This window comes from Mycolicibacter sinensis (genome assembly GCF_001667945.1).
GTDB classification, from domain to species: Bacteria; Actinomycetota; Actinomycetes; order Mycobacteriales; family Mycobacteriaceae; genus Mycobacterium; species Mycobacterium sinense_B.
In genome coordinates this window covers 51,171-65,554 of record NZ_LZJK01000166.1, presented here as the reverse complement: position 1 = coordinate 65,554, position 14,384 = coordinate 51,171, and the positions used below count along the sequence as shown (strand labels likewise).

General features: G+C 67.8%; 12 protein-coding genes and 1 pseudogene. 8 read left to right on the top strand and 5 right to left on the bottom strand.

Annotated elements, in window-relative coordinates; translation table 11 throughout:
- Positions 1 to 195: 195 nt before the first annotated feature.
- A pseudogene (locus A5694_RS22030) lies at positions 196 to 684 on the bottom strand (MmpS family transport accessory protein); the annotation flags it as partial.
- Positions 636 to 782, bottom strand: a complete 147-nt coding sequence (locus A5694_RS24240) for a hypothetical protein (protein WP_165604303.1) — start codon at positions 780 to 782, stop codon at positions 636 to 638. The gene A5694_RS24240 and the pseudogene A5694_RS22030, both read right to left, overlap by 49 nt.
- 98 nt (positions 783 to 880) lie before the next feature.
- On the opposite strand from A5694_RS24240, the gene dnaK reads away from it, so the two are divergent.
- From dnaK to A5694_RS22010, 4 genes are read left to right on the top strand one after another with little or no spacing between them, the layout of a single operon-like run.
- On the top strand, positions 881 to 2,734 hold the full coding sequence (gene dnaK, locus A5694_RS22025) for a molecular chaperone DnaK (RefSeq protein ID WP_064924417.1): 1,854 nt from the start codon (positions 881 to 883) through the stop codon (positions 2,732 to 2,734).
- The gene (gene grpE / locus A5694_RS22020) at positions 2,731 to 3,384 is read left to right on the top strand and encodes a nucleotide exchange factor GrpE (RefSeq protein ID WP_064924416.1); all 654 of its coding nucleotides are present in this window, start codon (positions 2,731 to 2,733) and stop codon (positions 3,382 to 3,384) included. Before dnaK ends, grpE begins: the two co-directional genes overlap by 4 nt.
- A gap of 22 nt (positions 3,385 to 3,406) precedes the next feature.
- A complete protein-coding gene (gene dnaJ, locus A5694_RS22015; RefSeq protein WP_064924415.1) occupies positions 3,407 to 4,600 on the top strand; it encodes a molecular chaperone DnaJ in 1,194 nt (397 codons plus the stop codon).
- Positions 4,597 to 4,971, top strand: a complete 375-nt coding sequence (locus A5694_RS22010; RefSeq protein WP_064924428.1) for a heat shock protein transcriptional repressor HspR — start codon at positions 4,597 to 4,599, stop codon at positions 4,969 to 4,971. The genes dnaJ and A5694_RS22010 overlap by 4 nt, the downstream gene beginning before the upstream one ends.
- Before the next feature lie 64 nt (positions 4,972 to 5,035).
- On the opposite strand, the gene A5694_RS22005 is transcribed toward A5694_RS22010, so the two are convergent.
- The 3 genes from A5694_RS22005 to A5694_RS21995 all read right to left on the bottom strand — a co-directional run bounded on the left by A5694_RS22005 (position 5,036) and on the right by A5694_RS21995 (position 7,930).
- The gene (locus A5694_RS22005) at positions 5,036 to 5,938 is read right to left on the bottom strand and encodes an aldose 1-epimerase (protein WP_064924414.1); all 903 of its coding nucleotides are present in this window, start codon (positions 5,936 to 5,938) and stop codon (positions 5,036 to 5,038) included.
- A 3-nt stretch (positions 5,939 to 5,941) separates the two neighbouring features.
- Positions 5,942 to 7,108, bottom strand: a complete 1,167-nt coding sequence (locus tag A5694_RS22000; protein WP_064924413.1) for an FAD-binding oxidoreductase — start codon at positions 7,106 to 7,108, stop codon at positions 5,942 to 5,944.
- Between the two features lie 150 nt (positions 7,109 to 7,258).
- Positions 7,259 to 7,930 (bottom strand): GAP family protein, encoded by a 672-nt coding sequence (locus tag A5694_RS21995; protein WP_064924427.1) that lies wholly within the window; start codon positions 7,928 to 7,930, stop codon positions 7,259 to 7,261.
- Positions 7,931 to 8,072: 142 nt separating this feature from the next.
- Between A5694_RS21995 and A5694_RS21990 the strand changes: the two genes are divergently transcribed.
- The 4 genes from A5694_RS21990 (at position 8,073) to A5694_RS21975 (ending at position 14,320) form a co-directional block, all read left to right on the top strand.
- Entirely contained in the window at positions 8,073 to 8,507 is a 435-nt protein-coding gene (locus A5694_RS21990) for a hypothetical protein (protein ID WP_064924412.1), read from the top strand.
- Positions 8,508 to 9,045: 538 nt separating this feature from the next.
- A complete protein-coding gene (gene clpB / locus A5694_RS21985; protein ID WP_064924411.1) occupies positions 9,046 to 11,592 on the top strand; it encodes an ATP-dependent chaperone ClpB in 2,547 nt (848 codons plus the stop codon).
- A 160-nt stretch (positions 11,593 to 11,752) separates the two neighbouring features.
- Positions 11,753 to 12,973: a PecA family PE domain-processing aspartic protease gene (locus tag A5694_RS21980; RefSeq protein WP_064924410.1), complete on the top strand. Its 1,221-nt coding sequence runs from the start codon at positions 11,753 to 11,755 to the stop codon at positions 12,971 to 12,973.
- A 114-nt stretch (positions 12,974 to 13,087) separates the two neighbouring features.
- Positions 13,088 to 14,320, top strand: coding sequence for a PecA family PE domain-processing aspartic protease (locus A5694_RS21975; protein WP_064924409.1), 1,233 nt, complete (start codon positions 13,088 to 13,090; stop codon positions 14,318 to 14,320).
- Positions 14,321 to 14,384: the final 64 nt, after the last annotated feature.

The window sequence follows — 14,384 nt, the reverse complement described above, 5'->3', positions numbered from 1 at the left end:
GAAGCCGCATCCGCGTCGACGGCCGGGTGCGCGACGAGCGGTCGGTCGCCCACCATGCTGCCGCGGCGGCCTGCACCGTGACTGCGGCATGAGCGCCGAGGAGTCCGACGCCGAAGCACCGGCCGACGAACCGGCCCGGCGTCCGCGCTCCGCGCGGCTGCTGCGCAAGCTGGCCATCCCGATCGTGCTGTTCTGGGTGCAGGCCGCCGCGGCAGCATGGTGGGCGACCGACCGCTCGTCGCGCACCCGGCCGTCGACGCGGATGCGGCAGCCCACGGAGTCACCGTCGACCTGGGTGACCAGACTCAACGAGGCCGACGGTGAGGTCGTCGTCTCCGAATGCGACCACGGCAGCGAGGTCAGGGCAACCTCGATCGGGGCACCGTCAAGGTCGGCGTAGACGACCCTGCCGCCACTGCCGAGGGAGCCGAACACCTCATAGGTGATCGTTTTCGGGTTGATCTGCACCACCGTGGCCGGAATGGAACCGGCGGCCGGGGGGTGGCTGATCGCCTGGGACATGCCCTGGACCCGGCTCACCCCCAAAGCGACGAACGCGATCACGGCCAGGACGGTGACAGGAAGCCAGAGTCGGCCGGCAAACGATCGGAATCTTCGCCGCTTCGGGGGCGTGTTCACACGATTGCCTCCTCGACACGGGTCGGGAAAATGGCGTGGAAGCATTTTCGCACCAGATAGCCCGGCGCCACCGGATAACCGATGGCCGGAACGGGAACAAACTCAGAAGCCGGCTCGTTGACCCCTTCGACAACTTGAGTCACAAGCACTCAAGTCTGAGTTGACAGCGGGGCTGCGGCAAGCGCATCCTTGAGCGCAGTCCGCTCAGACTAGGGAATCGTCTACCAGGGAGGAAACCACAATGGCTCGTGCGGTCGGAATCGACCTCGGGACCACCAACTCTTGCGTCTCGGTGCTGGAGGGCGGCGATCCCGTCGTCGTAGCCAACTCGGAGGGCTCGCGCACCACCCCGTCGGTCGTTGCGTTCGCCCGCAACGGCGAGGTGCTGGTCGGCCAGCCCGCCAAGAACCAGGCGGTCACCAACGTCGACCGCACCATCCGCTCGGTCAAGCGCCACATGGGCACCGACTGGAAAGTCGAGGTCGACGGCAAGGACTACACCGCGCAGGAGATCAGTGCCCGGGTGCTGATGAAGCTCAAGCGCGACGCGGAGGCCTACCTCGGTGAGGACATCACCGACGCGGTCATCACCGTGCCCGCCTACTTCAACGACGCCCAGCGGCAGGCCACCAAGGAGGCCGGCCAGATCGCGGGCATGAACGTGCTGCGCATCGTCAACGAGCCCACCGCGGCCGCACTGGCCTACGGTCTGGACAAGGGCCAGAAGGAGCAGACCATCCTGGTCTTCGACCTCGGTGGCGGCACCTTCGACGTCTCGCTGCTGGAGATCGGCGAGGGCGTCGTCGAGGTCCGGGCCACCTCCGGTGACAACCACCTCGGTGGCGACGACTGGGACGACCGGGTCGTCGACTGGCTGGTCGACAAGTTCAAGGGCACCTCGGGTATCGACCTGACCAAGGACAAGATGGCGATGCAGCGGCTGCGCGAAGCGGCCGAGAAGGCCAAGATCGAGCTGTCGAGCTCGCAGAGCACGTCGATCAACCTGCCCTACATCACCGTCGACGCCGACAAGAACCCGCTGTTCCTCGATGAGCAGCTGACCCGCTCGGAGTTCCAGCGCATCACCCAGGACCTGCTGGACCGCACCCGCAAGCCGTTCCAGTCGGTGATCAAGGACGCCGGTATCTCGGTGTCAGAGATCGACCACGTGGTGTTGGTGGGTGGTTCCACCCGGATGCCCGCGGTGACCGACCTGGTCAAGGAGCTGACCGGCGGCCAGGAGCCCAACAAGGGCGTCAACCCCGATGAAGTTGTCGCCGTGGGCGCCGCACTTCAAGCCGGTGTGCTCAAGGGTGAGGTGAAAGACGTTCTGCTGCTTGACGTCACCCCGCTGTCGCTCGGTATTGAGACCAAGGGCGGCGTCATGACCAAGCTGATCGAGCGCAACACCACCATCCCGACCAAGCGCAGCGAGACCTTCACCACTGCCGACGACAACCAGCCGTCGGTGCAGATCCAGGTCTACCAGGGTGAGCGCGAGATCGCCTCGCACAACAAGCTGCTCGGCTCCTTCGAGCTGACCGGTATTCCGCCGGCCCCGCGCGGTGTCCCGCAGATCGAGGTCACCTTCGACATCGACGCCAACGGCATCGTGCACGTCACCGCCAAGGACAAGGGCACCGGCAAGGAGAACACGATCAAGATCCAGGAAGGCTCCGGCCTGTCCCAGGAGGAGATCGACCGGATGATCAAGGACGCCGAGGCGCACGCCGACGAGGACCGCAGGCGTCGCGAAGAGGCCGACGTCCGCAACCAGGCGGAGTCGCTGGTCTACCAGACGGAGAAGTTCGTCAAGGAGCAGCGCGAAGCCGAAGGTGGTTCGAAGGTCCCCGAGGACACCCTGGCCAAGGTCGACGCCGCGATCGGCGACGCCAAGAAAGCGCTGGAGGGCACCGACATCGGCGCCATCAAGTCCGCGATGGAGAAGCTGGGTGTCGAGTCGCAGGCGCTGGGTCAGGCGATCTACGAGGCCACTCAGGCCGAGCAGGCCGCCGCCGGGGCCGAAGGCGGTGCGTCCGCGGGTGCTGACGACGTTGTGGACGCCGAAGTAGTCGATGACGGAGAGACCAAGTGAGCGAAGGCAATTCACGCGAGCCGTCTCCGGAGACGATCACCGTGACCGACAAGCGGCGGATCGATCCCGAAACCGGTGAGGTGCGCGCGAGTTCCGCCGGGCCGGCCCCAAGCGGGCCGGCGCCGGCGGAACCGGCCGCCGACGACTCCCAAGCCGGCGAGGTCGACCAGGTTGCGGAGCTCACCGCCGACCTGCAGCGCGTACAGGCGGACTTCGCCAACTACCGTAAGCGGGCGTTGCGCGACCAACAGGGCGTCGCCGACCGGGCCAAGGCAGCGGTGGTGACCGAGCTGCTCGGGATCCTCGATGACCTCGACCGGGCCCGTAGTCACGGCGACCTGGAATCGGGGCCGCTGAAAGCGTTGGCGGACAAGCTGACCGGCGTGCTCAGTGGGTTGGGTCTGGCGGCGTTCGGCGCCGAAGGCGAAGAGTTCGACCCGCAGTTGCACGAGGCCGTCCAACATGAGGGGGACGGGACCCATTCGGTGATCGGCACCGTCCTGCGGCAGGGTTACAAACTCGGCGACCAGGTGCTGCGCCACGCGATGGTCGGGGTAGTCGACACCGTCCCCGACCGTGACGACAGTGCCGAAGCCGAAGCCGAAGCAGAAGTAGAAGCCGACGGCGAAGACGCCGGCGACGACAATTGATCAGGTAAGGAGGTGACGCGTCATGGCTCAGCGTGAATGGGTCGAGAAGGACTTCTACAAGGAGTTGGGCGTCGCCTCCAGCGCCTCCGAGAAAGAGATCAAGAGCGCCTACCGCAAGTTGGCGGCTGAGCTGCATCCGGACCGCAACCCCAACAACCCGGCCGCCGCGGAGCGGTTCAAGGCGGTGTCCGAGGCCTACAGCGTGCTCTCGGATGAGTCCAAGCGCAAGGAGTACGACGAGACCCGGCGGCTGTTCGCCGGCGGCGGGTTCGGGCGGCGGTTCAACGGCGGTGGTTTCGGCGGGGGCAACTTCGATCGGTTCACCACCGGCGGCGATGGCAGCGAGTTCAACCTCAACGACCTGTTCGGTGCCGCCGGCCAGACCGGCGGGGCCAACATCGGTGACCTGTTCGGGGGGCTGTTCGGCCGCGGCGCGCAGCAGCGGCCCAGTCGGCCGCGGCGCGGAAACGACCTGGAGACCGACTCCGAGCTGAGTTTCATCGAGGCCACCAAGGGCGTGGAGATGCCGCTGCGGCTCACCAGCGCCGCACCGTGCACCAACTGCCATGGCAGCGGCGCCCGGCCCGGCACCAGCCCCAAAGTCTGCGCGACCTGCAACGGATCCGGGGTGATCAGCAGCAACCAGGGCGCGTTCGGCTTCTCCGAGCCGTGTACCGACTGCCGCGGCAGCGGGTCGATCATCGAGCACCCGTGCGCCGAGTGCAAAGGAACCGGGCGGGCGGCGAGGACCCGCACCATCAACGTGCGGATTCCCCCGGGAGTCGAAGACGGCCAACGGATTCGGCTGGCCGGCCAAGGCGAGGCGGGGCTGCGGGGCGCGCCGTCGGGCGACCTGTACGTGACGGTGCGGGTGCGCCCGGACAAGGTCTTCGGCCGCGACGGCGACGACCTGACCGTCACCATCCCGGTCAGTTTCTCCGAACTCGCTCTGGGTACCACGCTGTCGGTGCCGACGCTGGACGGCAAGGTCGGGGTACGGGTGCCCAAGGGAACCGCCGACGGCCGGATTCTGCGGGTGCGCGGGCGCGGTGTGCCCAAGCGCGGCGGCGGCCACGGTGACCTGCTGGTCAAGGTGAAGGTCGCGGTCCCGCCGAACCTGGAGGGGCCTGCGCAGGAGGCACTCGAGGCGTATGCGGCAGCGGAGCGGTCCAGCGGTTTCGACCCGAGGGCTGGATGGGCGGGCAACCGGTCATGAGTAAATCGGAGAACTCGCGCACGTTCTTGATCTCGGTGGCCGCCGAGCTGGCCGGTATGCACGCGCAGACGCTGCGCACCTACGACCGGATCGGTCTGGTCAGTCCGCAACGCAGCTCCGGCGGCGGACGCCGCTACTCCGAGCGCGACGTCGACATGCTGCGTGAGGTGCAGCGGCTCTCGCACGACGAGGGCGTCAACCTCGCCGGCATCAAACGGATCATCGAGCTGACCAACCAAGTCGAGGCGCTGCAGTCGCGGGTCAAGGAGATGGCGGCCGAGCTGGAGATGTTGCGCGCCAACCAGCGTCGCGAACTCGCGGTGGTGCCCAAGAGCACCGCCGTGGTGGTCTGGCAGCCGCGCAAGCCGTAGCTTCCCCCGTTGACTCTGCGTCCACGGCGTGCCCTACTCGCACTTTTGCGCTGTAGGCGCAGAGTCAACGGACCCGGATGGAGAACTGGGCTAGGCCGGGCTGTCCCAAACGGGCCAGCCGATAACCGCCGCGGCGCAAGGCATCGGTGGGCGCGGCCATCGGCTCGAAGCAGATCACGTCCTCGGTGGCCGGGGCGAAGAGCTGCGCCGCCGGATACCCGCTGTCGAAGTGCACCTCGATGCGTCGGCCGCCGCCGCTGACCGCGAACACCGCGCCGGCCGGTACCTGATCGAAACCGTCGTCGAATACCCGCTCGCCCAGCAGCTCGCTGGAGGTCGGGTGCGGCTTGCTTGCCCCGGTGGGGATACCGCGGGCGTCGACGAGCCGGGCGCGCATCGCCGGCGTCTCGATGCGCCACTGATCTCTTGGCACCCCCGGCAGCTGCAGATAGGGATGGAACCCGAAGCACATCGGCACCGCCGCGCCGGTGGTGGCGCTGACCGTGGCCCGCACGGTCAGCGTGCGGTCTCTCAGGGTGACGGCCAAGCTCAACAGGTGCGGGAACGGAAAGGACGCCAACAAGTCCGGCCGTGACCCGAAGTCGAGTTCGGCGGCCAACGTCGACGCCGATTGCTCGGTCACCCGCCACCCGGGGTCCCCCGCGAGCGTGCCGTGGATCGGGGAGCCGTGCTCGTCGGTGTGCACCCCGCCGGTACCCGGCGCCAGCGTGACGTCGGTGTCCCCGACGCGGTACTGCATGCCGCTCAACCGGTTCGCCCACGGGTACAGCAGCGGGATGCCCATGGTCTTGTGATCGCAGATGTAGGCCTGCAGTCCCCGGCGTTGGCCGAGTAACTCCGCGCCGCCGTCAAACAGTGAGGTGCCGATCATGCCGGCACCCGGGACAAACGTTGCGGACAGATCCGATGACGGATCAACCAGGGTGCAGGTTTCGAATTCGGTCACATCTCACTCCGACAGTGGGTCATGTTGAATACGTTGCGCGGGAGCGCCTTTGGCCAGCAGAGCAGCTTCGGTGGCCCGCGTCATCTGCGGGCCGCCGCAGATCAGGATCTGACGATCGCTCCAGCTGCCGTAGCGTGTGACCACGTCCGGCAGGTGCCCGGTCTGCCGCACGTGCAGGCCCCGCGGCGGCGTCACATCGGGGTAGTCGGCGGCCCAGTGCGGGTCGCGCGGGTACTCCGAGACCGGCGTCACCGACAACCACGGGTTGTGCGCCGCGATCTGCCACAGCGTGGGGAGGTCGTAGAGCTCGCAGGGGTACCGGCCGCCGAAGAACAGGTGCACGCGCGGGTTCTCCGCCCACCGGGTCAGGTCCATGATGATCGCTCGCAGCGGCGCCAGGCCGGTGCTGCCCGCCACCATCAGCACATCGCCAGCGTCGCGGTCGACGTGCAGGCCGCCGTGCGGGCTCGACAGGCGCCAGCGGTCACCGGGCCTGGTCTCGTTGACGATCGCGGTGCTGACCAATCCGCCCGGGACCCCGCGCACGTGGAACTCGATCGCGCCGGTCTGGTCGGTGGGCATCGCCGGCGAGAGGTAGCGCCACGAGCGTGGGCACTGCGGCACTTCGACTTTGACGTATTGGCCCGGGTAGTAGGGCAACGGGTGGTCCAGCTGGATTCGGACGACGGCCAGGTCGCGCGAGACCCGGAGGTGTTCGACGACGGTACCGTCCCACCAGGCCGGGCCGTCTTCGGCGTCGGCGGCACCGCCCATCACCCCGATGATCAGGTTCAGCGACTGTCGGGCGGCGTCGTCGACCGCGGGGGTCCAGGCATCTGCCAGCTCGTCGCGCAACGCGGCGTCGAGCACGCGGCCCATGGTGTCGTAATGTTGTTGCGTCACACCATATTTACGGTGGTCTCGGCCCAGTTGCGCCAGAAACGAGACCGGCTCCTGGGCACGCTGGGCGACCAGCTCGCCATACACCCAGCTCATGGCCTGAGCGAACGCCGCGCGGATGCCGGATAGGTCGGCCGGGAACAGGTCGCGGGTCGACGGGTTGGTGCCGAACCAGCGGGCGAACAGGCGGGCGATGAAACCGTCGGCGCGGTCGGGGGCGGCGAACGCGGCGCGCAACACCTGCAGCGCGTCACGGTCGTCTAGGCCCACGGTCGCGATTTTAGGGCCGGCGGCGCCGACGCCGGCGCGGACGCGTTGATTGCCACAGTTGGCACACGGCCTCGGCTGGCCGCCGTGAGCTGCGTCAACGCGCCAGTGAACGGCTTCGCCGCGTGGCGGCCGTCGTGACCACGGTTTCCGCTAGAGCGCGTGAATCCCGTTGTAGGTCACCATCGCACCGATGAGGATCAGCACGGCGGCGAACAGGGCGCCGTGCTGCTGTTCCATCCATTCCTTCAGCCGATTCAACGCTGGATCGAGTCGGCGGCTGGCGGCCAGGTAGCCCAGAATCGGAACCACCACCGTGGAGGCAGCGACAGCGACGAAGAACGTGGCCGCGTTCCAGCTGCTCGCTGGGCCCAGCCCGGCACTTCCGATGGCCAGGCCCGCCGCCGCGCACATGAACAGGACCTCGGGTCGCACCACGGCCAGCGCCGCGGCCGTCAGACCGGCGCGCAGCGGGGAGAAGGCGGTGAAAGCGCGCATCCAACCGGGCATCTCGCTATGCCGGTGTCGAATTGCCCAGCGGTAGATGCCGAAGGAGACCAGGGCCGCCCCCACGGCGATCCGCAGCCATGACGCCCACGTGGGCGGTGTTTTGTGCAGTCCCCCGAGCAGGCCCGACCCCGCCACGAAGGCCGCGGTGAGTGCGGCCAGCCCGGCCAGCCAACCGAGCAGGAACGCCAGCCCGGTCTCGCGCGGACGGGGGGTGTGTAGCACCAGCACCGCCGGAATCACGGTGATCGGGGAGATGGCCACCACCAGCGCGAGCGGAATCAGGGCGGTCCACAGCGAACCCAGGCCGGTCGTCACCACAGCACGGTATCCGACGAACCGGCCGCGTCCTGCCGGCCGCGTCTTGCTTGGTACCTATACGGGGTATAGGTTTGCAAGGACACTGCGGAAGGCGAATATGTCAGACACGGCACACTGTCCCGATCGGCGTCGAGCCCGGATGCCCACCGCGGGGCGTCGGTTCGGGCTCGCCGGAGTGGCTGCGGCGCTGGTCTGCACCCTGGGGTGCTGTCTGCCGGCGATCCTGGTGGCACTCGGCGCCGGGGCGTCGGCCGCGGCCGGCATGGGACACGCCGCACACGGCGCCGGTGAATCCCGCGGCTGGTTCGCCGAGGCGCTTGATGGGGTGCACCGGATCAGCCCCGTGTTGCTCATCGTGTCGGTCGTGCTCGTCGCCGGTGCGTTCGCGATGCGGCGCCGCGCGGCGGTGCTGCCGGCGCTGTTGGCCGGTGTCGTGCTCTATCTGAGCGTGCACGGCCAAACCGACCCGGCGGTGATGTATGCCGGGATGGCGCTCGGCTACGGGGTATGGCTCGGCCTCTACCTCTGGACGCGCCCGCGGGCCGACATCGGGTCATGCGAAAAATCGCCTTGAGTGCCTCGGGCTCGGCATCAAGCCACTGAGTGCGCGCGTTTTGCCAGGGCCAGCTAGTCGTCGACGCGGCCGGGCAGGATGTTGAGGTGCACGACCGTGCCAGCCAATATTGCACCCGAGGAATCGAGACCGACTTCGTCGGTTGCCGCGAACAGGCGCCAAGCACGGGATCACCGTCGAGGCAGAACATGCGGCGCATTCGCTCCGCGTGCCGTAGCAGCTTCGCAACCGGGTCCTCCCCGCAGCAGTAGGCGATCGGCGGGGATCTGTTTGCCCGGGCGCTGTCCCGGAGGCCGGGGAGCTCTGCCAAGTCACCGAACGTATCGAGCACTGACCGTTCGCAGCCCCGAGGGTTCCGCCCGTTCCCAAAGTGCCGTTTGATACGCCCCTCACCGCGTGTCGGGTACGAAACCGCACAGTCGGCGAAAAGAAACCCAGACCTGAGCGGAACAGACTCAACCTTGACGGCGTTGAACAACCCGACAAGCATTTTTACCGGGCCCTTCTGGCGCCCGCTCGAACCCCGAATGGAGGTGTCGTGGACTCGTTCAACCCGACCACCAAGACCCAAGCGGCCCTGACCGCGGCTTTGCAGGCGGCCACCGCCGCCGGCAACCCCGAAATCCGGCCCGCGCACCTGCTGCAGGCCCTCTTGACCCAGAACGACGGGATCGCCGCGCCGCTGCTGGAGGCGGTCGGGGTGAACCCGGCGACGATCCGCACCGAGAACCAGCGCCTGCTGGACGGGCTGCCGCAGGCCAGCGGCGCCAGCGCGCAACCGCAGCTGTCCCGCGAATCGCTGGCCGCGATCACCGTCGCCCAGCAGCTGGCCACCGAAATGGACGACGAGTACGTCTCCACCGAGCACCTGATGGTCGGTCTGGCCACCGGCGACTCCGACGTCGCCAAGCTGCTCACCGGCCACGGCGCCTCGCCGCAGGCATTGCGCGAAGCGTTCACCAAGGTGCGCGGTAGCGCCCGGGTCACCAACCCCGACCCGGAGGCCAGTTACCAGGCGTTGGAGAAGTACTCCACCGACCTGACCGCGCGCGCCCGCGAAGGCAAGCTCGACCCGGTGATCGGGCGCGACACCGAGATCCGGCGCGTCGTACAGGTTTTGAGCCGGCGCACCAAGAACAACCCGGTGCTCATCGGTGAGCCCGGCGTCGGCAAGACCGCGATCGTGGAGGGCTTGGCCCAGCGCGTCGTCGCCGGCGACGTCCCGGACAGCCTGCGCGACAAGACCGTTGTCGCCCTGGATTTGGGTTCGATGGTGGCCGGTGCCAAGTACCGCGGCGAGTTCGAGGAACGCCTCAAGGCCGTCCTCGACGAGATCAAGAACTCTGCCGGGCAGATCATCACCTTCATCGACGAGCTGCACACCATCGTCGGCGCCGGCGCCACCGGCGAGGGCGCGATGGACGCCGGCAACATGATCAAGCCGATGCTGGCCCGCGGTGAACTGCGGCTGGTCGGCGCCACCACGCTCGAGGAGTACCGCAAGTACATCGAGAAGGACGCCGCGCTGGAGCGTCGTTTCCAGCAGGTCTACGTCGGCGAACCCTCAGCCGAGGACACCATCGGCATCCTGCGGGGCCTGAAGGACCGCTACGAGGTGCACCACGGGGTGCGGATCACCGACTCCGCGCTGGTCGCGGCGGCCACCTTGAGCGACCGCTACATCACCGCCCGGTTCCTGCCGGACAAGGCCATCGACCTGGTCGACGAGGCCGCCTCGCGCTTGAGGATGGAGATCGACTCCCGGCCCGTCGAGATCGACGAGGTGGAACGGCTGGTGCGCCGGCTGGAGATCGAAGAGATGGCGCTGAGCAAGGAAGAGGACCCGGCGTCGAAGGACCGGCTGGAGAAGCTGCGCGCCGAGCTGGCCGACCACAAGGAGAAGCTGGCGGAGCTGACGGCCCGGTGGCAGAACGAGAAGAACGCCATCGACATCGTGCGGGAACTCAAGGAACAGCTGGAAACCCTGCGTGGGGAATCCGACCGGGCCGAGCGTGACGGCGACCTGGCCAAGGCCGCCGAGCTGCGCTACGGGCGCATCCCCGAGGTGGAGAAGAAGCTCGAGGCGGCGCTGCCCAAGGCCGAGGCCCGCGAGCAGGTCATGCTCAAGGAAGAGGTCGGCCCCGACGACATCGCCGACGTGGTGAGCGCCTGGACCGGCATCCCCGCCGGGCGGCTGCTGGAAGGTGAGACCGCCAAGCTGCTGCGCATGGAGGACGAGCTCGGCAAGCGTGTGGTCGGGCAGCGCAAGCCGGTGCAGGCGGTCTCCGATGCAGTGCGCCGGTCGCGGGCCGGGGTCGCCGACCCCAACCGGCCGACCGGGTCGTTCCTGTTCCTCGGGCCCACCGGTGTGGGCAAGACCGAGCTGGCCAAGGCGCTGGCCGACTTCCTGTTCGACGACGAACGGGCAATGGTGCGCATCGACATGAGCGAGTACGGCGAGAAGCACTCGGTGGCCCGGCTGGTCGGGGCGCCCCCCGGCTACATCGGCTACGACCAGGGCGGTCAGCTGACCGAGGCGGTGCGCCGCCGGCCCTACACGGTGGTGCTCTTCGACGAGGTCGAAAAGGCGCACCCGGACGTGTTCGACGTGCTGCTGCAGGTGCTCGACGAAGGCCGGCTCACCGACGGCCAGGGCCGCACCGTCGACTTCCGCAACACCATCTTGATCCTGACCTCCAACCTGGGATCGGGGGGCAGCGACGAGCAGGTGATGGCCGCGGTGCGCGCGGCGTTCAAGCCGGAGTTCATCAACCGGCTCGACGACGTGCTGATCTTCGAAGGCCTCAACCCCGAGGAGCTGGTGCAGATCGTCGACATCCAGTTGGCGCAGCTGGGCAAGCGCCTGGCGCAGCGCCGGCTGCAGCTGGAAGTGTCGCTGCCGGCCAAGAAGTGGCTGGCGCATCGCGGGTTCGACCCGATTTACGGGGCGCGGCCGCTGCGCCGGCTGATCCAGCAGGCCATCGGTGACCAGTTGGCCAAGCTGCTGCTGGCCGGTGAGGTGCACGACGGTGACACCGTGCCGGTCAACGTCAGCCCGGACGGCGAGTCGCTGATCCTGGGCTGACCGGCCGAGCAACGCAAAGGTTCCCCCGCCCCGGGCGGGGGAACCTTTGCGTCTGCCGAGCTGTGCTTACGGATGCGGTCGCAAACAGGATGAGTTACCCTAACGGTCGCTGAGAAAGTCCGGTTATTTCGAAATCCGTCGCTAATTCGGAGGGGGCCTCATGTCGGGTCGTCGTCATCGCCTGGTCGGGGCCGTCAGTGCGGTAGGGGCATTCCTGGTGGTGGGGACGGCCCCGCTTGCCGCCGCGCCCACCGCGAATGCCGAGTGGGACGACCTGTTCGCGCCCTTCGTGGATGCGTTCAGCATGGTCGATCCCGGCATCGCGGCCGACACCGACCCGGGCGCGGCGCTGGCGTCCCTGGACACCCTGCTCAACGGCTGGTACCAGGACCTCGTCTACACCCCGCTGCACGGGATCGCGCCCTGGTTGTTCGGTCCGGACCTCGCGGGTAGCGCGGTCGCCTACGATGCAGATAGCACCAACCTCCCGGACAGCTTCACCGTCCCGATGGAGGTCAACCTCACTACTCAGCCGGTGGTCAGCGTCTCGGTGGGCGGCGGCGCGCAGACAGACGTTCTGGTCGACACCGGCGCGGCCGGGCTGGTGATCCCGATCTGGAACATCAACCCCTTCGGCATCACCGGCCTGCCGACCGGGTTCAACATCGGCCAGTTCGGTGGTGCACTGAACTACTTCTATATGGAACTGCCCACCACGGTCACCTTCACCGGTGCGAATGGCGACACCCTCACCGCGGACACCACCGTGGATGCGGTGCTCTTCGCGTTCCCGGCGGACCTCAATCCCTTTGGCGCGTGGTCCATTTACGACTACCTGGCCGGCTCCTCCACCGGGGTCTTGGGGATCGGGCCCAACGCGCTCGGGCCCACTCCCGACCACATTCCGACCGCCGACCTGCCGGGCACCCTGGGCCACGGCGTGCTGATCGACCAGGCGAACAAGCAGTTGATCTTCGGGGACAACCCGTTGGAGGGCGGCACCGTGATTCCCGGCGCGCCCTGGTCCGAGCTGAGGGTGCAGCTCAACGACGGGCCGCTCACCAAAGTCGACGCGGTGATCGATTCCGGCGGGGTGTACGGGACGATGCCGTCCTCGGTGCTCAACGCTGCCGGCGTTGCCCCGACCGCCAATGGAACCCTGCCCAACGGGACGGAAATCTCCGTCTATACCGCGGACGGTAAGACGCTGTTGTACCAGTACACGGTGGGTTCCCAGGCGGACGAGGTGCGCAGCCCGACAGTGATCAGTGGCAACAGCATGAACACCGGCAACTGGCTGTTCGGACAGCAGCCGGTCTACATCAACTACCTCGTGAACGGTGGACAGACCATCATCGGTGGCACCCCCATCGAACCGTAAGGGCCATAGCGGCCCAGCGATTTTTGGCCGTTTCTTGGGTAAATCCCCTGGTGCTCTACGCCCATGCGTGGGTTAGCGTGACGCGATCGGCCTGGCGTGGGGAAGGTTCCGGAGATGGCAGTTCGTCGTCGGCAGCTAGTAGGTGCGACTGCGGCGGTCGGGGCGTTCCTCGCGCTGGAAACGCCTGCGCCGGCGGCGCACGCCGACTTCGATGATCTGTTCCAGCCGCTCATCGACACGCTCAGCGCGGTCGATCCCGGCATCGCCGCCGACACCGACCCGGGTTCGGCGCTGGCGTCGCTGGACTCCCTGTTCGACGGCTGGTACCAGAACCTGGTCGCCACCCCGATCAACGACCTCGAGCAGTGGCTGTTCGGCGGGGCCGCCGATGCCGGCACGGTCGGCAGCGCCGTCGCGTCCAGCCCGGACGCCGTCACCCCGGACACCTTCACCGTCCCGCTGACGGTCAACGCCAGCACCGAACCGGTGGTGAACGTTTCGGTGGGCGGCGGGACGGCGGAACCCCTTCTCGTCGACACCGGCGCCGCCGGCCTGGTCATGCCGATCTGGGACATCCCGTGGACCGGCATCACCGGCCTGCCCACCGGCTTCAACATCGGCCAGTTCGGCGGTTCCCTGGACTACTTCTATGTCGAGCTGCCCACCACGGTCACCTTCACCGACGCCGCCGGGGACCATGTCACCGCCGACAGCACGGTCGACGCCGTGCTCTTCGCGTTCCCGGCGAACTTCAACCTCTTCGGCCCGTGGTCCATCCAGGACTACCTCGGGCCGGCCAACGTCGTCGGCGTGCTGGGGGTCGGACCCAACGCGCTCGGCCCGACCCCCGACAGCATCCCCACGGCGGCGCTACCGGGGGATCTGGGTAAGGGTCTGTTGATTGATCAGGCCAATGGTCAGTTGGTGTTCGGGGACAACCCCTTGACCGGTGGAACTGCAGTCCAGGGGTCGCCGTACACGGAGCTCGAGGTCAGCATCAACGGCGCACCCGCCCAGCACGTAACCGCAGTCGTCGACTCGGGTGGTGTGTACGGCACCATGCCGAAGTTAGTGCTTGATCAGGCGGGCGTCGTGCCGACGCTCCAAGGAGCCTTGCCCAACGGAACGACTGTGCAGGTTTATACCGATGACGGTCAGACGCTGCTGTACTCCTACACCGTCAATTCGTCGGATCCGTCGGCCCAGAGTCCGACTGTGGTCGGTGGCGCCGGCGCCTTCATGAACACCGGCAACTTCCCGTTCGCCCAGCAGCCGGTTTACATCTCCTACAGCCCGAGCGGCAACGGGACCACCATCTTCGGCGGTTCCAACGCCGTCGAACTGTGACGTTGACCTCTTGGAATCGTGCTGATGCACGGTTGTGACCAGCAAGGGTTCTCGCTTCCGGCCC

What these genes read in the sequence shown, in the direction of transcription:
- dnaK (WP_064924417.1), top strand. Translation starts at nt 881, where the DNA reads ATGGCTCGTGCGGTCGGAATCGACCTCGGGACCACCAACTCTTGCGTC.
- dnaJ (WP_064924415.1), top strand. Translation starts at nt 3,407, where the DNA reads ATGGCTCAGCGTGAATGGGTCGAGAAGGACTTCTACAAGGAGTTGGGC.
- A5694_RS22010 (WP_064924428.1), top strand. Translation starts at nt 4,597, where the DNA reads ATGAGTAAATCGGAGAACTCGCGCACGTTCTTGATCTCGGTGGCCGCC.
- A5694_RS21990 (WP_064924412.1), top strand. Translation starts at nt 8,073, where the DNA reads ATGCCCACCGCGGGGCGTCGGTTCGGGCTCGCCGGAGTGGCTGCGGCG.
- A5694_RS21980 (WP_064924410.1), top strand. Translation starts at nt 11,753, where the DNA reads ATGTCGGGTCGTCGTCATCGCCTGGTCGGGGCCGTCAGTGCGGTAGGG.
- A5694_RS21975 (WP_064924409.1), top strand. Translation starts at nt 13,088, where the DNA reads ATGGCAGTTCGTCGTCGGCAGCTAGTAGGTGCGACTGCGGCGGTCGGG.